At 40.9% G+C, this 20373-nt stretch carries 14 protein-coding genes; 3 read left to right on the forward strand and 11 right to left on the reverse strand.

The features are described from left to right. Nucleotides 1-153: 153 nt before the first annotated feature. From gcvH to ACJJVX_RS17515, 3 genes are all read right to left on the reverse strand, one after another. Nucleotides 154-543, reverse strand: a complete 390-nt coding sequence (gene gcvH / locus ACJJVX_RS17505; RefSeq protein ID WP_054205601.1) for a glycine cleavage system protein GcvH — start codon at nt 541-543, stop codon at nt 154-156. 216 nt (nt 544-759) lie between these two features. Then, nucleotides 760-1842, reverse strand: a complete 1083-nt coding sequence (gene gcvT / locus ACJJVX_RS17510) for a glycine cleavage system aminomethyltransferase GcvT (RefSeq protein WP_054453725.1) — start codon at nt 1840-1842, stop codon at nt 760-762. Between the two features lie 186 nt (nt 1843-2028). Continuing rightward, the gene (locus ACJJVX_RS17515) at nt 2029-2628 is read right to left on the reverse strand and encodes a hypothetical protein (RefSeq protein ID WP_054453724.1); all 600 of its coding nucleotides are present in this window, start codon (nt 2626-2628) and stop codon (nt 2029-2031) included. 126 nt (nt 2629-2754) lie between these two features. Here ACJJVX_RS17515 and ACJJVX_RS17520 point away from each other — a divergent pair, with 126 nt between their 5' ends. Further along, nucleotides 2755-3600 (forward strand): LysR family transcriptional regulator, encoded by an 846-nt coding sequence (locus ACJJVX_RS17520; RefSeq protein WP_405632655.1) that lies wholly within the window; start codon nt 2755-2757, stop codon nt 3598-3600. A gap of 113 nt (nt 3601-3713) precedes the next feature. On the opposite strand, the gene ACJJVX_RS17525 is transcribed toward ACJJVX_RS17520, so the two are convergent. Together ACJJVX_RS17525 and ACJJVX_RS17530 are read right to left on the reverse strand one after the other, a co-directional pair. Beyond that, entirely contained in the window at nt 3714-4115 is a 402-nt protein-coding gene (locus tag ACJJVX_RS17525; RefSeq protein ID WP_405632658.1) for an alpha/beta hydrolase-fold protein, read from the reverse strand. Nucleotides 4116-4248: 133 nt separating this feature from the next. Further along, nucleotides 4249-4728 (reverse strand): hypothetical protein, encoded by a 480-nt coding sequence (locus ACJJVX_RS17530; RefSeq protein ID WP_054453717.1) that lies wholly within the window; start codon nt 4726-4728, stop codon nt 4249-4251. 332 nt (nt 4729-5060) lie between these two features. Between ACJJVX_RS17530 and ACJJVX_RS17535 the strand changes: the two genes are divergently transcribed. Next, a complete protein-coding gene (locus tag ACJJVX_RS17535; RefSeq protein WP_405632661.1) occupies nt 5061-7211 on the forward strand; it encodes a TonB-dependent receptor family protein in 2151 nt (716 codons plus the stop codon). A 1421-nt stretch (nt 7212-8632) separates the two neighbouring features. On the opposite strand, the gene nagP is transcribed toward ACJJVX_RS17535, so the two are convergent. From nagP to ACJJVX_RS17565, 6 genes are all read right to left on the reverse strand, one after another. Further along, nucleotides 8633-9934 carry an N-acetylglucosamine MFS transporter NagP gene (nagP, locus tag ACJJVX_RS17540; RefSeq protein ID WP_054205594.1) on the reverse strand — a complete coding sequence of 434 codons (1302 nt, stop codon included), beginning with the start codon at nt 9932-9934 and terminating at the stop codon, nt 8633-8635. Nucleotides 9935-10151: 217 nt separating this feature from the next. Further along, nucleotides 10152-12689, reverse strand: coding sequence for a family 20 glycosylhydrolase (locus ACJJVX_RS17545; protein ID WP_405632664.1), 2538 nt, complete (start codon nt 12687-12689; stop codon nt 10152-10154). Further along, on the reverse strand, nt 12682-13560 hold the full coding sequence (locus tag ACJJVX_RS17550) for an ROK family protein (protein ID WP_405632666.1): 879 nt from the start codon (nt 13558-13560) through the stop codon (nt 12682-12684). Before ACJJVX_RS17550 ends, ACJJVX_RS17545 begins: the two co-directional genes overlap by 8 nt. A 27-nt stretch (nt 13561-13587) precedes the next feature. Continuing rightward, entirely contained in the window at nt 13588-14847 is a 1260-nt protein-coding gene (locus ACJJVX_RS17555; RefSeq protein ID WP_405632669.1) for an MFS transporter, read from the reverse strand. Between the two features lie 173 nt (nt 14848-15020). Next, entirely contained in the window at nt 15021-16553 is a 1533-nt protein-coding gene (locus ACJJVX_RS17560; RefSeq protein ID WP_054453711.1) for a tryptophan halogenase family protein, read from the reverse strand. Between the two features lie 41 nt (nt 16554-16594). Next, nucleotides 16595-19231 carry a TonB-dependent receptor gene (locus ACJJVX_RS17565; RefSeq protein WP_405632671.1) on the reverse strand — a complete coding sequence of 879 codons (2637 nt, stop codon included), beginning with the start codon at nt 19229-19231 and terminating at the stop codon, nt 16595-16597. A gap of 256 nt (nt 19232-19487) precedes the next feature. Here ACJJVX_RS17565 and ACJJVX_RS17570 point away from each other — a divergent pair, with 256 nt between their 5' ends. Beyond that, on the forward strand, nt 19488-20357 hold the full coding sequence (locus ACJJVX_RS17570; protein WP_405632674.1) for a helix-turn-helix domain-containing protein: 870 nt from the start codon (nt 19488-19490) through the stop codon (nt 20355-20357). Nucleotides 20358-20373 lie beyond the last annotated feature (16 nt).

The raw sequence follows: 20373 nt of genomic DNA on the forward strand, positions 1-20373 counted from the left end.
AAAAATAAATGGTTACTACTAATGGGTGACCAGTAATAACTTAAAAGCTTTTGATTTAATAACTTACAATGTATGGAAGGTAAGCAGTAAAATCATAAAAGCCCCGCTAGCATTTGGTATAACGGGGCTTTTAATATCGAATAAAACTAATTATTAGTCTTCGTCGATCGAGTGTGCGTAGCCTTCTGCGTCAAGCAGGTTTTCTAGCTCAGACTCGTCAGATGCTTTAATGCGGAATAACCAACCGTCGCCGTAAGCATCACTGTTTACAGTTTCAGGTGCATCTTCTAGGTCTTCGTTGATTGCAACGATTTCGCCACTGATTGGTGCATAGATGTCTGAAGCTGCTTTTACTGATTCTGCTACTGCACAATCTTCGCCAGCGTCTACTGCATCGCCCACTTCTGGTAGTTCAACAAATACCATGTCGCCAAGAAGTTCTTGTGCATGCTCAGAAATACCTACAGTGAAAGTACCGTCGCCTTCGTTGCGAACCCACTCGTGTGAAGAGGCATACTTTAACTCGCTAGGGATATTGCTCATTTTATTCATCCTTTGGTTTTGATACCAATCAACTTAAATATTTAACCATTCTAGCTGTCTAAATAAAGCGCTAACTGCGTTATTAATTTATCAGGTAGAACAACTACATATCAAAATTAATGCCTTGTTATCACTCTATTTATCTGTCGCTATAAGTGGTTAATAACTCAACATGATTGGTATTATTGGGTGATAACACCAAATTTTAATTTATACTTAAAGTACTGACTTACCGTTACGTACAAAGCTTGGTTTTACTACTTTTACGTTAACTAATTTTTTACGCATTTCTACTTGGGCTGTCTCGCCAGTTGAACGTGGAACACGTGCAAGGGCAACACTAAAACCAAGTGTTGGTGAGAAAGTACCTGAGGTAATAACCCCTTCGCCACCATCAACAATTACTTTAGAACCGCTACGCAATACGCCTTTATCTTCAAACACTAAACCAACAAGTTTGTCAGTGCTTTTGTCTGCGCGTTGCTGAACGAGTACATCACGACCGATAAAATCACGATCTTCAGGTTCCCACGCAATGGTCCACGCCATGTTTGCCGCAAGTGGCGAAACGCTTTCGTCCATATCTAGGCCGTAAAGGTTCATACCGGCTTCTAAACGTAGTGTGTCACGTGCGCCAAGACCTGCCGGTTTAACACCTGCATCTAGCAGTTGTTGCCATAGATCAGCCGCTTGTTCGTTCGGTACTACAATTTCGTAACCGTCTTCGCCAGTATAGCCTGTTGTGGCAATAAATAAATCACCTACTTGCACACCAAAAAATGGCTTCATACCTTCAACGGCAGCTTGTTGCTCCGTGGTTAAAAGTGTGGCTGTTTTTGCTTTAGCATTTGGGCCTTGTACTGCAATCATTGCGAATTCTGGACGCTCTGTCACTTCAACGGCAAAATCTGCTGAAACTTTAGCCATGTGCGCTAAATCTTTTTCGCGAGTCGCTGAGTTAACAACTAGGCGGTAATCTGTGTCTGAGAAGAAATAAATGATTAGATCGTCAATTACGCCACCTTGCTCGTTAAGCATACCGGTGTAAAGTGCCTTACCTGGGACTGTTAACTTAGCAACATCGTTGGCAACTAGTTTACGTAAAAATGCTTGTGCTTGTTCGCCTTTGACATCAACAATCGTCATGTGTGAAACGTCAAACATGCCTGCATCGGTACGCACTGCGTTGTGCTCTTCGATTTGTGAACCATAGTTGATAGGCATTTCCCAGCCGTGAAAATCAACCATTTTTGCGTTTGATTCAAGGTGCTTTGCATGTAAAACAGTTTTAGAAGTCATAATATTCCTTCACTTTATAATAAACCCAATTTTGGGCGTGGCCTCAATTTAATGAGGGGGAATAACATGGGCGGCGATTATACATAAGTTGTACTGCACTGACACCCAAATTGCGATTTGTTCTTTCAAATAAACTACAAAAAACTGGCAAGTGAATAATACGCAAGCCAGTTTATTAATTAATGTTTAGGCAACTTCAGGGAGTGACATATCAAACCCGCGCTGCTGTAAATGCGCTTGCCATTTAGCAAGCTCTGGCGCTTTTGCCACCAGCTGAAAATACTGCTGTGATTGCTTTTCAATGGCGGTAATAAATACATCGCCACTTTGCGCACCATAGCAGCTATTAATATCTGATAAACGTAAGCCTGGTGTAAGCTTGAACGCCTCGATTAAGGTATCAAAAGCATGTTCGCCGCATAATAATAAAGTAGCTAATTCTTTGCGTATTACAAATTCAATATCGTAGCGAAGCTGCTGCTCGCTGATCAGCGCTTGTAATTGTGTTGCGCCGTCGCTATGCAACACAAATCTAAAGGCAGTTTCACTAAAATAATATAAAGCAAAGCTATACGTGCTATTTAAGTCACCGTCTAACGTACCTTTAATACCTAACCCACTAGCGGTTAGCTTATTAATATCCAACCCTAATATAGTGGTTAAAAATGGGATTGCTTCAGTGCCGCTAAAATCTATCACCATGTTGTTGGTATTAGCCTCAAGCAGGTTGCTATCTGGCACGTCAACTTGGCTATGGCGAGCAAACATTATTGGAGTAAAAGTCATTATCGACACCTATCAATCATTAGTCTCAAAAGTATATTGCGGGTGGCTGGCAACAACAAATTGTAATTATTTATCAATTGATAAATAATGCTTATGTATTTAACCCTATAAATTGAATTTTTTTATATGAAGAATATTTCAACAGACAGCCTACGTACCTTAGTAACCGTAATTGAAGTGGGCGGCTTTGCCAAAGCAGGAGAATTACTGGGTTTATCGCAACCTGCGGTAAGCTTGCAAATTAAACGCTTAGAAGATGTGCTTGGTCGTAAATTGTTCAAAAAACAAGGTCAGCGCCAAGTACTTAATCAGTATGGTGAGCTTCTACTGCCACTTGCCAAGCAGATGCTACAGCAAAATGATGCAATTCTTCAGCTGTTCACTAACGAAAATGTGACAGGAAAAATACGTTTGGGTATTCCCAGTGAATTTGCAGCCCGTATACTGCCTGCCATTATAGGCGATTTTGTGGCGCTCTACCCTGATGTATCGTTAGAGGTTAAATCACGATTAAGTAAACATTTACTCTCCGTTGCGCGCCAAGATCAGTTTGATTTGGTGCTTGCGCTTAATGAAAATTTAAACTCTGAAAAATTCCCTGTATTTATGCAAGATCAGCTGGTGTGGGTTGGCGATTTAACGCTTGCACAAAATGAGGTCGTCACGCTAGTAACTGCGCCGGAGGGTTGTATATATCGCCGTCGCGCTATTGAAGCCTTACAATTAGCGGGTATTAAATACCGTATTATTTACAGCAACGCTGATTTAACCGGCTTAACCGCCGCATTAAAAGAAGGTTTGGGGATCACAGTGCTGGCAAAAAGTACCGTGCCGAATGAGCTAAGTTATCAATTACAAACCAAGCAACTGCCAGAACTTGGCCAAATAGGTATTAGCTTAATAAAATGTGCCGATGAGCCTGAACACGCCGTAGACAAACTCGCTGAGTTTATAACATTACGCTTAAGCTAAACTCCAGATTAAACAACAAAAATAATAAGACACTGTTTAAATGATAAATATAAACGCTAAGCAGCTCATCATGATAACCTAGCACACCTTAAATGTCTGATTGTGCAAACAACTCAAAATTTACAATCTGCAAATAAGTGCTCTACTGCATTGTTAAACCCAAGTACTGCGGTGCTTAAATAATTTTTTTGACTAAGATCTTCAAATACACTGTGATTACTTGCACTACTGACATATTTTTGCAAAGCAGTAAAATAAAGACGATTGCCTGCAAAATTACCCAATGACAAATACAACGCCCTATTCGCTAAATTTTGCTTTAAGGATTGATTAATTTTGTCGTGCCACGCTGTATCAGCAAGCTCAAGTGCGGGGCTTATGATTATCGCCCCTTGATAATGCTGCGGGTAATTAGCAAATAATGCTAATGCCTTATTTGCAGCCGTAGAAAACCCTTCTATTAATGTAAAAGATGCAACATTAAAGTTTACGCGTATATACCCAAGCCACCTCAAGATGCAGAATTCAGCGCTTCACAGAGGCTTAATATCAAGGCGTTACTTTGTAGGAATGGCCGCCCCTTTTAAGAAGGAACAACGATGAGAGTAAGTCGCTGTGAAAAGCCCAACGGGTTGGTTTAAAAGCGATTTATACTGCGTTATTGATTTTAACAATAGAACCACTATTACTTGCAATCAATGCCTTGCCTAAATCGCTTTTAATTCCAACTGAAACTCGCATCTTGAGGTGGTTTGGGTATAAAGGGTAAACATCGGTGTGCAAAATTGTCGCTAGTAGCTCATCATCGCTGTAATTCGCTTTATCTGAGCGTTCAATATTAGGAATACGCACCATAATTACCTTGGGCATAGGCCCAAAATCAACATGGCTCAACCAATCAATTTGGCTTTGTAACATAGCGATACGGCTATCACCAGCGCTAGTTGCTAGTAATGGATAAGGCGTCACTCTCTTTTCATCGTAACCATTGGGGATATAAATCTCAACTTCGATTGGCTTAGATAAATGAGCTGATTTGATACTCAGTACTTTTAAACCCGACTGAATGGTACTTGCATATGTAATGTTACATAACTGGCATAAAAAAATAGCTAAAATAATTTTCATATAAACTCCTTTGAATAGAGTTTTCATCTTATCTATTAGCAGGTTATTTGATTGATAAAGGCGTGATATAAAACTGATGGTTTACTGTTTTACTTAAGTAAGCTTACTTAAACAAAACTACTTAATCGTTAAACATGTAGTTTGAACAAAGAAAAATCACGAGTGGTACTTTAGTGTCAACTTTGAAGTGTTGATTGACCTCAAACATTAATACTAAACACCTATATTCGAAAAAATGACATAATATAATATGCAATGACATTGATTCGTATTTGTTACCGTGTTTAAATTAGTAAATTATTTTTGTTTCCATTAAACATACAGGATATTCAATGAAATCTCAGTTTATTGTTTCTACTCTTGCTGCAGCAATTACCTTATCACTAAGTGCAGGTGCTATTGCTAAAGATGTAACTGAAAAAGAGCAAGCATTTGAACAAATCACCGTAATTGGCTCACAAGCAGCTATTAACGACATTCCAGGTTCAGCTACTTTTATCAGTGATGAAGAGCTACAAAAATTTGAGTACACTGATATCTCACGCGTATTGAGCTCAGTACCTGGTGTATATGTTCAAGAAGAAGACGGCTACGGTCTGCGCCCTAACATTGGTATGCGTGGTACAGGTACTGGCCGTAACGATAAAATTTCTGTAATGGAAGATGGCGTACTAGCCGCTCCAGCTCCTTATTCTGCTCCATCAGCTTACTATTTCCCTACTATGGGTCGTATGCAATCAGTTGAAGTATTAAAAGGCGCAGCATCTGTTAAATATGGCCCACGTACTACGGGCGGTGTTTTAAACTTAGTATCACGTAGCTTACCAACAGAAGGTTCTACTGGTTTAGTTAATGCAGAACTTGGTACTGATGGTTTTTATAAAGGCCATGCGTACTTCGGTAAAGAAAAAAATAATGCCGCTGCCCTAATTGAAGTTTTCAGCTATGGCGCTGATGGCTTTAAAGAATTACCAGTAGGTAGCGACAACACTGGTTTTGAAAAGAACGACGTATTACTTAAATTTGGTTACAAATTTGGCGAAAACGACGCACATAACCTAGAAATGAAAATTAAGTACTCTGATGAGCAATCTGACGAAACTTACATGGGTTTAACTGAGGCTGATTATCAAGCGTCGCCAAATCGTCGTTATGCTGCGTCGCAAAAAGACCAAATGAACACGCAACATAATGCATACCAATTAAACTATGCATACCGTTTTGGTGCTGGCTATGAATTTTTAGCAACAGCTTACTTAAATGATTTTCATCGTAACTGGTATAAAGCAAGCAAAGTAAGCGAAAGCTACTTAGCACAGTACAGTGAATTTGAAGCTGCACCAACAGCTGAAGGCATTGAAGGTATTGGCGTTAAAGCGAATAACCGTGACTACCAAGCAAAAGGTATTCAAACTGAACTACACATTCCAGCAGGCGATCACTACATCACTGTAGGCTTACGTCATCATCAAGATGAAATGGACCGTTTCCAGTGGGAAGACAAATACACGCTTAACCAAGACCTTTCAATGACACTAACAAGTGCTGGTGCGCCTGGTTCAAACAGCAACCGCTTTGATAGCGCTGAAGCAACGACATTATTCATTCAAGATGAATGGACAATCGATGCGTTAGTTATTAATGCAGGCCTTCGTTATGAAGACATCACTATTACTCGTGAAGAGTGGTCTAAATCTGACCCTAAACGTGAAAATGGTTTAACTAAAAATATCTCTAACGATACACAGATCTTAGTACCTTCACTTGGTGCAACTTATACTGTGAGCGATAGCCTAACGTTACTTGCTGGTATTCAGCAAGGTTATGCACCAGCTTCACCTGGTAATGCTGACCAAGAAGAAGAAGAAAGCTTAAACATCGAGTTTGGTGGCCGTTATAACGTAGCTGGTTTTGATGGTGAAATCATTGCGTTCTTCTCTGATTACAGCAATATGCACGGTAACTGTACTGCATCTATCGGTTGTAGTGATGAGAACATTGGTGACCAATATAACTACGGTGAAGTAGAAGTATCTGGTTTTGAGTTCTCAGCAGGTCGTATTTTCGAAACTGACAGCGCAACATTCCCAGTACGTTTAACTTACACTTACACTGACTCACAGTTTAAAAATGACTTTGCATCAGATATCTGGGGTCAAGTAAATAAAGGCGATGCAATGCCTTACGTTCCAGAAAATCAACTTGCTCTTTCATTCGGCGCAGCGCTTTCAAGCTTCGTATTTGATACGCAAGTACGTTATGTATCTGACGCGCACGCTGATTTAAGTGCTGACGGCCTAAATGCAATCGACAGCCGTGTAGTGTGGGATTTAGCCGCTAAATACTTAATTGATGACAATCAAAAAGTATACCTAACGGTTGATAACTTGTTTGATAACACTTACATCTCTAACCGCGCAAACGGCGGCATCCAACCTGGTAAGCCACGTACAATCCAAATGGGTTATAGCTTCGCGTTTTAAGCGTAACAGCTAAAAATATTAAAAGCCGTGTTTGATAAATCAAACACGGCTTTTTTGTTACTATTATTTATTACGATAATGACGAACCAATCGTAGGGCGTAATTTATCACGAACATGAAAAGGTGCGTAGATTAAGCCTATTAGTAACCTCAAGCCTCAGTGCCTTTGGGCTAAAGCCCAACCTACATAGCCCCAACAACTAAACACAGATCCACTTGTAGGTCGTGATTTATCGCGAAAACAGCGCGTAGATTAAGCCTATTAGTAACTTCAAACCTCAGTGCATTTTGGGCTAAAGTCCAACCTACATCGCTCCAACAACTAAACACAGATCCAATTGTAGGTCGTGATTTATCACGAAAACAGCGCGTAGATTAAACCTATTAGTAACTTCAAACCTCAGTGCATTTTGGGCTAAAGCCCAACCTACATCGCTCCAACAACTAAACACAGATCCACTTGTAGGTCGTGATTTATCGCGAAAACAGCGCGTAGATTAAACCTATTAGTAACTTCAAACCTCGGTGCATTTTGGGCTAAAGCCCAACCTACATCGCTCCAACAACTAAACACAGATCCACTTGTAGGTCGTGATTTATCACGAAAACAGCGCGTAGATTAAACCTATTAGTAACTTCAAACCTCAGTGCATTTTGGGCTAAAGCCCAACCTACATCGCTCCAACAACTAAACACAGATCCAATTGTAGGTCATGATTTATCACGAAAACAGCGCGTAGATTAAACCTATTAGTAACTTCAAACCTCAGTGCATTTTGGGCTAAAGCCCAACCTACATCGCTCCAACAACTAAACACAGATCCACTTGCAGGTCGTGATTTATCGCGAAAACAGCGCGTAGATTAAACCTATTAGTAACTTCAAACCTCGGTGCATTTTGGGCTAAAGCCCAACCTACATCGCTCCAACAACTAAACACAGGTCCACTTGTAGGTCGTGATTTATCGCGAAAACAGCGCGTAGATTAAACCTATTAGTAACTTCAAACCTCGGTGCATTTTGGGCTAAAGTCCAACCTACATCGCTCCAACAACTAAACACAGATCCAATTATAGGGCTTGATTTATCGCGAAAACAGCGCGTAGATTAAACCTATTAGTAACTTCAAACCTCAGTGCATTTTGGGCTAAAGCCCAACCTACATCGCTCCAACAACTAAACACAGATCCACTTGTAGGTCGTGATTTATCGCAAAAACAGCGTGTAGATTAAACCTATTAGTAACTTCAAACCTCAGCGCCTTTTAGGCTAAAGCCCAACCTACATCAAGACTACACGTAAGCATCTAGCCAATTTTGATCACTACCTCAAATTCAAGGCATAAAAAAGCGCGGTATAAAACCACGCTCTTTATCACCAAACTCGCTAGCTTTATTCAAGCCTGCAGCTAGATAACTTAACTATTTCCAACTTCTCATTTTATGGCCTTTTAGGGCATAAAATAAAATGAAGATATAGCTTGGGATCATCACGATATAAGCACCTTGAGAACCAAGACCGGCTACGTTACCTAATCCTATAAGTAATGGACCTAATGCACCACCCGCAATACCCATGATTAATAAACCAGACGCAGTACCCGTTAAACGGCCAAGCCCTGCAAGTGCCAACGGCCAAATTGCAGGCCAAACCATTGCATTAGCAAAACCTAGTAATGCGATACATAACAATGGATCAGGTAACTCAGGGCCACCAAATGGTACAAGTAATAAGTTAGCAATAATAAACGAATCGTTGCTGCCCATAACTACGGCAAGCACAGTCACAATACCGGCAATACCTGACATAACAAGTGCATTTTGCTGCGACATAAAACGTGGAATAAGTGCAATACCAATAGCATAACCAATTAACATACACGCCATAGTATACGAAGTCATAACAGAGTAATCAGCAATTCCTAAGTGTAGTGCATATGAACCAATAGTATCTGCTGCGATAACTTCAACGGCTACATATAAGGCAATACCAATAACGCCTAACGCTAGGTGTGGGTGGCTTAACGCTTCTTTTACTTCACCTTTGCCGTTACCTTCAGATTCTTCGAATACTAAATCTGGTAATGGTGCAAACTTAGCAAATAATGCAAATAGAAAGATTAAACCAGCAATACCGATATAAGGTAGGATCAAGCTATTCGCCATCGCATCTTTTTGTGCTTGTGATAACTGTTCACCGTCAGCAACTACGCCGCTTACGACTACGGCTGCAAAAAGTACCGGTACAATTACACCAGCAAACTTATTTAATAAGCCCATAATACATACACGTACTGCAGCAGATTTCTCAGAGCCCATTTTAACCACATACGGGTTGATCGCGGTTTGTAAAATAGTTTGGCCAACACCTATCATTAGCTGTGCAAATAAGAATATTTCGATCATTTGCATTTTAGCGGCAGGTATATACATTAGCGCCGAAGCAGCCATTATCGCACACCCTATCGCCATACCATTTTTATAGCCAACACGCTTTATAAGCATTGCAGATGGGATACCTGCGACTGTTACAGCAATATAAAACGATGAAATAATAAACGATGCTTGCAATGGTGATAACACTAGCATTTGTTGTAAAAACGGGGTTATTGCGCCATTCAACCAGGTTATACACCCTAGAATAAAGAACATTGACCCGGCCAATGTCATTGGCAGCCAAATACTATGTTTTGTGTTTGCGTCACACTCGACGGTTGCTTCCATAATTTTATCTCAACTGTTTATTTTAATTAATTATTTTAGTATTACACTGTAAAAGCTTTAAAAAACAAGGCATACAATACTAAAACCATTTTTATTACATAAAATTAATCATACACCAACAAAAATGACAGCGCTATCATTTTAGGCCAACCAAAAAACTAAAAAGCCGCACGATTAAGACTCGCACGGCTTTTTATTCACTCATCAAACATGTTAATTATAGCTCTAATGCTCGTCCTTTACGCAAACCATTAACTGATATTGCACGTACCTGCTGTGCTGATACTGGCTTGCTATCGGCTTTATACTTAAGCCACTGCCCATCACTGTTTTGGTACTCAATTGTAAGCCCTGGATAAGGAATAAATGCATCAACGTTATTATCAATGGCGCGTGCAGCAACACTTGGAATACGATAAAAGCGCCCTGCTTGTTCCAACTTAGCTAATTCTTTAAAGCCAACTAACGCTGCAAAACGTTGCCAATCAGCCTCTTTTTGCTGCTTTAATGCTGTTTTAAAGTGCCCTGTATTTTGATCGTACTTAACTCCCTGCGTCTTATATTCAAGTTCCCATGGTGCTTTATGCCAAGCACGTTCAGCTAACGCCAGCAGTCGAGGATAAAGCATATATTCCGCCTGACGGTCACTGCGCAATAACTCTGACCACAAATGCCCTTGTAGGCCATGAAATTCTTTAGTGCGAATACTCTGGCGGTCATCAGCACTGTAGTTCTGTGATTTTACTGACTGCCAAATTTCAGCATGTGCAGGTAAATTATCAGGCATAAACCCAAATACTTTTTTGCTATCAATAGCGCGGCTTGCCCAGTGATTGCCCGGCTCCTGCGGATGTGACTGGTAAGGAAAATCAAAATAGGTCACGTCTGGGCTTGATAGCACCACATCCCAACCTTGGTTAGCATGACGGTGTGCAACTTGATGACCCTCTTCACTGAGCGTTGCCCATGCATTTGATTGCACGGTTTTGGGCATGTTCTTAAGTGCAACATCACTCATACCGTCACTCCAACCAGCTACTTTTAAGCCTTTACCAGCCACTAGGCTACTCACTTTTTCAATAAAGTAGCCATTAAATGAATGTAACTCTGGTTGTTGTTGCTTAAGTGCTTTGCAGCTTGGCGAATCAACCCATGCACCCGCGGTTTCATCAGCACCTATATGGTAGGTTTTAAAAGGTACCCCCGCTTGCACATGCAGCGCGTTTACTTCATCAAGTACTTTATCTATAAATTGATAGGTTGAGTCTAAACACACATTGAGCGTGTTATCGTTATAGTGCTGAATAGAGTTGTAGTTAGTTTTATCAGCAGGCTCCACCAAACGATACTTGAGTGCCTGTGCGCTTTTTCCTTGTGCTGTTAAACTATTAAAACGCGCTTCCATCGCGATAATTGCAGCGCGTGAATGCCCTGGCATATCAAGGGATGGGATCACTTCAATAAAATGCGCTTGGGCATATTTTAATATTTCAATGTAATCAGCTTGGTTGTAATAGCCATTCACCGCAGCCCCCTTATTAAGTCCCGCGCCTAGTTGCGGTAGTAAACACGCTTGCTCGGTTAAATCTAAACAGCGTGTTGCGCCTACTTCAGTTAACTCTGGCAAGTCTTTAATCGCTAATCGCCACCCTTCATCATCAGCTAAATGTAAGTGCAGTTTATTTAGCTTATAAGCAGCCATTTGCTCTATGGTGTTTAAAATAAATGCTTTTGAGCGAAAATTACGTGCAACATCAATATGCATGCCCCTAAACGGGTAGCGTGGTGCATCAGTAATTTTGAGCGCGGGTATGGTTAAATTCTCAAGGCTCACTAATCCAGCAATACTCTGTAGAGCATAAAACACGCCTGATAGGCTGCTTGCACTGATCGCTATTTGATCATGTTGCATACTAAGGGTATAGGCTTCGGGCACATTACCCGGTAGATCAAAATTAATTGTGGTAGCTATACCTTGGCTGTGTTGCTTGATACCAAAGCTTGTTAGTCGCGTGAGCGCCGCGCTTAACTGCGCTTGATTGGTATCATCTAATTGTAAGTTTAGACCTTGACTCAAATCGACCACGTCCCCTGTTAATACAGTTAAATCAGCCGGTTTTGGTATCACACTAAGCGGCGCTTTACTTAATGTAGGCTTTGTTTCATTTTGATATAAATACTCAGCCCCCATCCACACCGTGGCATCATCTTTACTCGTTTGTAATTGTTCAAGTGTTAAAAATGGGGCTAAATAAGGTTGCAACTCAAGCTTTGTATCAGGGTCTAAGGTGGTCTTAGTGCTATCAATAACCCGACTTTTTAAACCACTACTTGCCAACATGTAGTTAGGCATAAACTCTGAGCGGGTAATTTGCGACTCTTGAGTATAAAACTCAATACTGATTGGCGTATTTGCTTTAAAGCCAGTAAACGCTGCTGTGGGCTTTATTTGGTGTAAGTCACCATTAATATGAGTAATGCTAAATTGCGCTGAGTCAGTGCTGTAAATTGGCATTAACTGACTAAAATAAACAGACCAGCTATTACTTTTTACGTCGTAAGGAGCGCTCAATGTTAACCGTGATAAGTAACACTGCGATTGATGCGGTGCTGGGCACACATCAGGCTTTGCCGATAGTAGTTCATAGCTTACCGATAACTGCTGCGCTAACGTATCTAGCTCAATTTGTGTTGGTGCTTTAGCCATTACTGTGGCCGAGCATGCCCCAGCCATAAATAATAAAAATTTACGCATAGTTGGCTCCTAGTGGCTGAACGCTGGTAATTTCGTGCATGAACAAAGCGTGGCTGCCCAGTAATGGCGCATCATCACCCAGTTCACTGATACGAATATCTAACGACTGTAAAATAACCGGATTAACAAGCTTGGCTAGCTGGGTATGTAAACTCGGTAAAAAGAAAGCCGATGATTGAGCAACTGAGCCACCAAGTACAATAACATCAGGGTCAAACGCCAGAACTACGTGGCTTATTGCATTGGCTAAGTGCATGCCAAACTCATCGAATAACTGCAGCGCATGTGCATCACCATCAAGGGCATCTTGGTAAGTTTGTTTGCCCGTTGTACCTTGATTAATAAAAAACTGCCCTGAGGTAAAGTGCTCAATAATACCTTGCTGATAAGTAAAACTACCAAACTCGCCAGCGGCGGAATGCTTGCCAGTGTATAGCTGACCATTTAACACCAACCCTGCGCCAAGGCCCGTGCCTAAGCAAATTCCAATTAGATTCGTATCTGATTTAAAGTCACCTTGGGTAAATTCTCCCATAGCAAAACAATTGGCATCGTTATGAACAAGCACAGGTAATTTAAAGTGCGTGTTTAACAATTGCTTTAGGTGTACGTTTTTCCAATTAGGGATATTAACCGTTTCAATTACTTCGCCTGTTTTCATCACTACCATACTGGGTACGCCAATCACTATACCCATGCATGTTTGATCAATAACTTGACTGATAATACTGCATAAAAAATCGTTTGTTTGCTGCTTACTTGCAGCGCCATCCACGTCAAAATAACGTTTTTCAATTACACCATTAGCGGTTACTTTTGCTACTAGTGCTTTCGTGCCACCTAGGTCAACACATAATAAAGTTTGTGACATTACAGCCTCTTTTGTCATCAAGTTAAATTAGTTACTTTCAGCAAGTGTTGCTGTTTGTGAATTACGTTTAAACGTGTGATTAGCAATAAGAGGCTTAGCCCAGATACCCACACTTAAAATATAACCAAGTGGTATAAGTAACAGTAATAATGATAGTTGCAAGCTACCTGTCAGCTCACTCATCGCTCCGACTATAGGCGATGCAAACGCACCACCCACAATCCCCGTGCATAAAATTCCTGATACCGTGCCATGCCCTTTTGCAACCGAGTTTAATGCCAACGAAAATATCACTGACCACATAATTGATAAGAAAAATCCAACCGCAGGAAACGCCCATAAAACCAACGCAGTCCCTGCAAATAATGCCGTTAGTAGACTTATCACTGCACCAACACTAAAAGCCAGTAGGACATGTTTAGCATCAAAGAGTTTTAACAATATAATTCCCAATAAACACCCTAATGTCAGTGATAACCAAAATTGGCTCACCACTTGGGCTCCTTGTGTATTTGGATCAAGTTGGTGGTAGGTTTGTAAAAATACTGAAATTGAATTAGCCACGCCTTGCTCAAGTGCGACATAAGCCACAATAGCGAAGAAGAATTTAATTACGGTTGGATCTTTAAATAATTGCAGGCTTTGTCTAATACTGTTTTGTTGCGAACTCTGTGCTTGCGCCTTTTTTTTCATAGGAACAACACTGATAACCACCAGCATCACCACGCATAACAGTGCAAATAATACGTACATACTTAGCCACGTCATATCTGCGGGCACCAATTGCAACAACCAGTTTTGACCCTGTGCGTGTACATCAGCTTTAACAAGTGCGCTATACACCAGCGGTGATAACGTTGCCGCGCCACCAAACATCAACTGCGCCGCCACCGAAAACACAGCGAAATGTTTAGATCCACCACTTGCCCTTAGTAGCGGGTTAATGGCCACCTGCAACAGCGCCATGGCGGTGCCAATTAAAAATAACGCTAACATTGCCACTGCAAAAACAGGCATGCTAACAAATAGCACACTACCAAATAGTGCCAATGAGAATGCAATCAGCATCACCTTTTTCTCACCTAAGCTTTGCACTAATAAACCTGCTGGGATCGACATCACACCATAGGCAATAAAAAATGCAAACGAGAAAAAGCCAGCTAGGGTTAAACCAATATCGTAACTTTGGATCAAAGCCGGGAATATCGGCGCAAGTAAGTTCGTTATAAATGAAATAACAAAAAAAGTACTGAGTACCATTAATACTATCAAATAATTTTTTTTCATAATTGTGCTACCTGAAAGTCTACAAATAAAATAAAAAGAGTGGTGATTACAATCTGTTCGTGGGCATACAAACAAAATGATTCAAGGGAATAGTTAATCACCACTCTTAATTGGTTAAGTCTGCCACTTTAAAATAAACCATGCGGCACTGCTCTACTGCTTATTGGTACTTTTCAACCCACTTTAGCCGATGTGCTATATTGATTTTTCATCGTATGCAGTTGCTTTGCATGTGGTTCGCAGTGCTGATCACACAACTCATTTAAATATGCTTTTGCCGCATTATTTATTGCAGTGGATGCGGGATCAAATACCTGCTGACAACGCTCACTTTTAAAATCCATACCACCGAGCAAGCAATACCAACTTGGCCTAAAATAAACCTGTTGTTGAGCATGCTTTGATAAGTAAACGTCAAAATCATCGCCATTAAGCCATGCGATTAATAATGATTTTAATGCGTTGGAACTATGCGTTAATTGCGTTGCAGCTAGCCAATAGCTGCTGTTGGTGCGCTGACTGGTTGCATAATGCGCCACCACATAATCTTTAATCCCGTACACTAATTGATGTAATTGCTGATTAACGTGCTCGGTCAATGCTAATGGTTGCTCGTTGTTTTGCAGCTTTACTAATGCTTGGCTAAATAATTTAATACTGTGCTGAGTCACCATCAAAGACGTCGCTTCAATAGGCTCAATAAAACTGTGCGCCAAACCAATCGCCATGACATTTTTTTGCCAAGCTGACTGCATACACCCCACTTTCATTTTTAAATGCCGAAAAGCGCTATTTTGTGCATCTATATTTAATTGATCTGCAAGTTCAGACTGGGCTTGTTCGCCAGTGATGTGTTTTGAGCTATACACATAGCCGTTACCAGTGCGACTGGTGAGGGGAATTTGCCAAGACCATCCAGCACTTAACGCTGTTGATTGGGTGGCACATGAAATAACGCCATCCGTAGTTACAGGAGTCGCTACAGCGACTGCGCTATCGTTAAGTAGTTCATTCGCAAATGAGTTAAAAGGGGTTTTTAGGGTTTGCTCAATTAATAATGCATTAAAGCCGCTAGCATCAATAAAAAAGTCACCGTTAACCTGTCGACCATCAATAAGCGTAATACCGACAATATTGCCGCACTCACTTAACTGCGCTTGGCTAAATTCACCATCAATATGTTTAACAGCCTTTTCTTGCGCATAGGCTTTTAATACAGCAGCAAGTTTAGTGGCATCAAAATGATAGCCATAGGTTTGCTCTTTAAGCATTGGCGTATGCACTTTTGGGCTTAAATTGTGTTTTGCTATGTGGCCTGTTAAAAAGTAATCATCAGGTGCTTGCCAATCACCATTGCCGCGCCTTCTGGCATTGGCATTTACACAATATACCTCGGCCGTTTTTTCATCCATTTGGCTATAAAACGGGTGAAAATAGCGGCGTTCATCACCATTCCAATTGTTAAAATAAATTCCGGCTTTGTAGCTTGCATCACACTGAGGCATCCATTGCTGTTCACTAACCCCCAATGTATCCATAAACGTTTTTAAGTGTGGTGTTGAACCTTCACCAACACCGATACTGCCAATTTTACTTGATTCAACAACCGTAATATCCAGCTTTGGATGCTGTTTAGATAAATACGCAGCGCACATCCATCCTGCGCTCCCACCACCTAAGATAACTAATTTATTTATGATTGCCATAAGTTAAATATTAAAGGCCGCCAAACGGCGGCCTATCCTTATTAAAATTTATAACTTACGCCAAGGTAATAACGTGAACCAAACTCGATGGTATTTTGCGTTAAAGCAAAGTTAGTATCGTATGATTGCACTACTTCGTTAGTTAAGTTTACGCCTTCCAGACTAACATCTAAGTTTTCCATCGCATGCCAAATAATAGAAGCATCAAGTTGCTGATAATCATCATTCTTAACCGCTTGCGCTGCACCAACACCAATCCATTCACTACGCCAGTTATAAGCTAAACGGGTACTTATTATGTCGTTCTCAAAGAAAAGTGATGCATTAAAGCTATTTTCAGACACCCCAGGCACCATTTCTTTAGAGCCACTTGGTGTAGTTGTTTCGCTGTCTACATAGGTGTAGTTGGTGACTACACCAAAACCATTATCAAAACTATGCTGTAGTTGTAACTCAAGACCATTTACAGAGCCTTTGCCATTACTACGTGGGCGAGTAACGCGGCATTTATCGTACAGATCCGCACTTGCACCACACCCATCAACAAACTCAACGCCTTCAGTTGAAAAGACAACGTTGTCAATTTGTTTGGTAAAAAACCCAGCGGAGGCCATTGATGCTTCAGTAAAGTAATATTCAATCCCGATATCAGCTTGGTTTGCTTCGTATGGTTTTAGATCTGGGTTACCGCCAGTCGCACTACCAAAGTTGGCGTTAATTGCTAAGCCTGGTTTTAAATCACTGTAGTTTGCTCGCGACATAACTTGCGATGCAGCAGCACGTAAAATAATCTCATCCGATAAGTCATAGGCAAAATTTACACTTGGTAGCAGGTTACTATAATCAACGGTCTTGTTATAAACGGCACCACCTGCATAACCTCTGGAGGTTTGCTCTGTTTCTACATAACGCAGGCCAACATTACCCCGATAGTTTTCGCCGCTAAAATCGGCTTTAGCGTAAATAGCGATAATGTCTTCATCTACCGAGAACGTATTCCCTAGGTTGGCAACTTCTGTTAACTCGCCTGCCGCGTATTTACCACTAATAAAGTCCCACCACTTATTTGTATCAAGTGACGCATACGCATTTAATGTATGTCCAGCACTTTGAGAATGTAGCCCAGATAATACACCATCACTCCAATTTGCTAGATTACCATCAGGAACAAAACCGAGCACTTCATCTGGGTTACGATTAAAAGCTACACGTGAAAATTCGCTGCTATTAAATTTGATACCCGCTTTAATTGCGGTAAAGGTGTCACCATCGAGTTCAAATTTAAGGTCAGCCTGTGCGTAACTTACATTATGCTCTTGTACTGTGGTGTCAAAATTAGCCTCTTGTGCATGCTTAAACTTGCTTGCATCTGTAGCATCAAGGGATGTTAACCATACTTGATATGGGCCAGTAGCATCATAAGTAAAACCGCCATCTGTGCTGTTTTGGCCATTTGGAAATGCCGGATCGCCTATTTTACCGCCTTCATCTGAAGCTGGGATCCACCAAGATGATGCGCCAAATTGCGTGCCGCCGTCTGATGTAGATTTACCAATCACACCACTTACTTCAAAACCGTCACCTTGATACTTACCTGATAAATTAAGTACATCCGCTTTCATATTAACCGCATTGCGTACTACTGGGTTATAAATAATAGAGGCATACGCAGGTGTAATAGTTGCTCGTTCAGTACCGCCTAATCCATTATTAGTTACGTTGGTAGAGCCCGCACCACGCGCGCCAACTGTTAAAAAATTATGGTTTACATGCGGGTTATCAAATTCAAAGCGAAAATAATCAAGTACAAACTCCAGGTTATCAGTTGGCGCAAACTGTGCTGTTAATTGTGCGCTGGTACGTTCACGCTCTGATTTAAATGCCTGCGACCCTAAGCTCCATGCACCAACGGTTGAATCTTGCCCTGTTGCTTGATCTGCTGCAAAGTACTCGTAATATCCACCAATTGACTCAAGTACATGACGCCCAGAAGTTAATTGCTCATAAGAATACGCCGCTAAAATACCAAATTTTTCGTCATCATTTTTCCAGCTAGCCAGAACTGATGCGCCAGGATCTGTTTCATCATACAATGAACTTTGTGCCAGCTCAGCTGATACCATTAGCGTATTAGAATCTAAATCAAGCGGCTTACGTGTCGTTAAATTAACCGTACCACCGAGAGCGCCTTCTTCGATGTTTGCTTCAGGGGTTTTATACACTGCAACACCCGATACTTGCTCGGCTGATAACAGCTCCATATTAAAAGTACGAGTGGCTGGGCCTAAGTCGTACCATGAGGTACTTGCAACAGTTTGCCCATTTAACAGTACTCTTGATTGCTCTGGTGCAGTACCTCGAATAGTCACACCATTTACTTCACCGTATTGGCGGTCAACCGTGACACCCGAGATACGTTGCAGCGCATCACCAATGTTTTTATCCGGAAATTTACCTATATCCTCTGCGGTGATCGCATCAACTACACCATCGGCAAAACGTTTAGTGTTCATTGATGCTTCAAGTGAGCGGCGAATGCCACGCACTTCAATGGTTTCAATGTCACTTTCTGCTTGTGTTTCATTTGCTGCAAATGTCATCGGGGTGATATATAACGCTGAGATACATATCGCCAATGTTGACAATTTTAATGGTGCCTTGTTGTTTGTGCTTTTCATTCCTAGTCCCTCTATTTATTGTTTTTGATAGCGAAACTAGACTACCGTGCACAACACGTACTAAGAGGTACAATTCTCACCAGTTATGATACTTTTCGATCGGATAATTTGTAGGAATGTTGAAAAATCGAGCTAAAAAACCATAAATCACACAACATAACGATAGGTTAATACTAATTATGAATAGATAAGTATCACACCTAAGAGTATAAATTGTTCAAATAGAAGCGAGAATAATAACCCTAGGAATTAAGTCATGCGGGCAATGTGTGAAAAGGTCATCCCAAGCAACAACTCATCATGGCGATATTGTAAGTACAGCTTAGATTACATCCCTTTTAACTGGCACTACCATCCTGAATTTGAGATCTGTTTAACGCTCAATAGCCAAGGCGTTTGCCATATTGGTGATTATATTGCACCATATGATGATCTTGATTTAGTCATTTTAGGCCCTGATTTACCGCATACTTGGCAATCATCCCCCAACTCAGATAACAGTGTGCAAATTGTACATGTAGCACAAATACCAAAAAAATGGCTTAGCCAACATGTCAGTAACCACCCTGAATTAGCTGTTTTAGAAGCGCTATTGATTGCATCACAACGAGGGCTTAAATTTTCAAGGCGAACAGCGGTCATTGCTAAGCAATACTTTGAAAAAATTGAAGCCAGCGAACCTTTTGAACAATATTTAGGGTTGCTTGCATTATTAAGGGAAATGAGCAAAGAGCACAGCGCAAGAATGTTATCGAGTTCAACCTTTAGCGTGTCAACGCACACCCATCAAGCGCACGATAAATTTGATAAAGTAATAGATTATATTTACCGACATTATACTGAAACATTGTGCGCCGAGCAGTTGGCTATTATGGCGCATATGAGCACCAACCACTTTCATCGTTTTTTTAAAAAACGCATGGAACGCACATTAACAGAGTTTATTAACCAATTGAGAATTGGTCATGCGTGTAAAGAATTAATTAACACTAACAGGTCAATCACCGCCATTAGCGACCAATGTGGATTTAAAAATATTTCAAACTTTAATCGGCGTTTTTTAATGTTAAAAGGCGCAACACCGAGTGAATACAGAAAACGCCTAAGGCAAAAGTCACTCGTATAAAGCCACTAACCTTGCC

Origin of the sequence: Pseudoalteromonas sp. Ld20, assembly GCF_045064175.1 — a bacterium.
GTDB lineage: Bacteria > Pseudomonadota > Gammaproteobacteria > Enterobacterales > Alteromonadaceae > Pseudoalteromonas > Pseudoalteromonas neustonica.

Coding starts and splice junctions, on each gene's coding strand:
- gcvH (WP_054205601.1), bottom strand. CDS start 543: ATGAGCAATATCCCTAGCGAGTTAAAGTATGCCTCTTCACACGAGTGG.
- gcvT (WP_054453725.1), bottom strand. CDS start 1,842: ATGACTTCTAAAACTGTTTTACATGCAAAGCACCTTGAATCAAACGCA.
- ACJJVX_RS17515 (WP_054453724.1), bottom strand. CDS start 2,628: ATGACTTTTACTCCAATAATGTTTGCTCGCCATAGCCAAGTTGACGTG.
- ACJJVX_RS17520 (WP_405632655.1), top strand. CDS start 2,755: ATGAAGAATATTTCAACAGACAGCCTACGTACCTTAGTAACCGTAATT.
- ACJJVX_RS17530 (WP_054453717.1), bottom strand. CDS start 4,728: ATGAAAATTATTTTAGCTATTTTTTTATGCCAGTTATGTAACATTACA.
- ACJJVX_RS17535 (WP_405632661.1), top strand. CDS start 5,061: ATGAAATCTCAGTTTATTGTTTCTACTCTTGCTGCAGCAATTACCTTA.
- nagP (WP_054205594.1), bottom strand. CDS start 9,934: ATGGAAGCAACCGTCGAGTGTGACGCAAACACAAAACATAGTATTTGG.
- ACJJVX_RS17545 (WP_405632664.1), bottom strand. CDS start 12,689: ATGCGTAAATTTTTATTATTTATGGCTGGGGCATGCTCGGCCACAGTA.
- ACJJVX_RS17550 (WP_405632666.1), bottom strand. CDS start 13,560: ATGTCACAAACTTTATTATGTGTTGACCTAGGTGGCACGAAAGCACTA.
- ACJJVX_RS17555 (WP_405632669.1), bottom strand. CDS start 14,847: ATGAAAAAAAATTATTTGATAGTATTAATGGTACTCAGTACTTTTTTT.
- ACJJVX_RS17560 (WP_054453711.1), bottom strand. CDS start 16,553: ATGGCAATCATAAATAAATTAGTTATCTTAGGTGGTGGGAGCGCAGGA.
- ACJJVX_RS17565 (WP_405632671.1), bottom strand. CDS start 19,231: ATGAAAAGCACAAACAACAAGGCACCATTAAAATTGTCAACATTGGCG.
- ACJJVX_RS17570 (WP_405632674.1), top strand. CDS start 19,488: ATGCGGGCAATGTGTGAAAAGGTCATCCCAAGCAACAACTCATCATGG.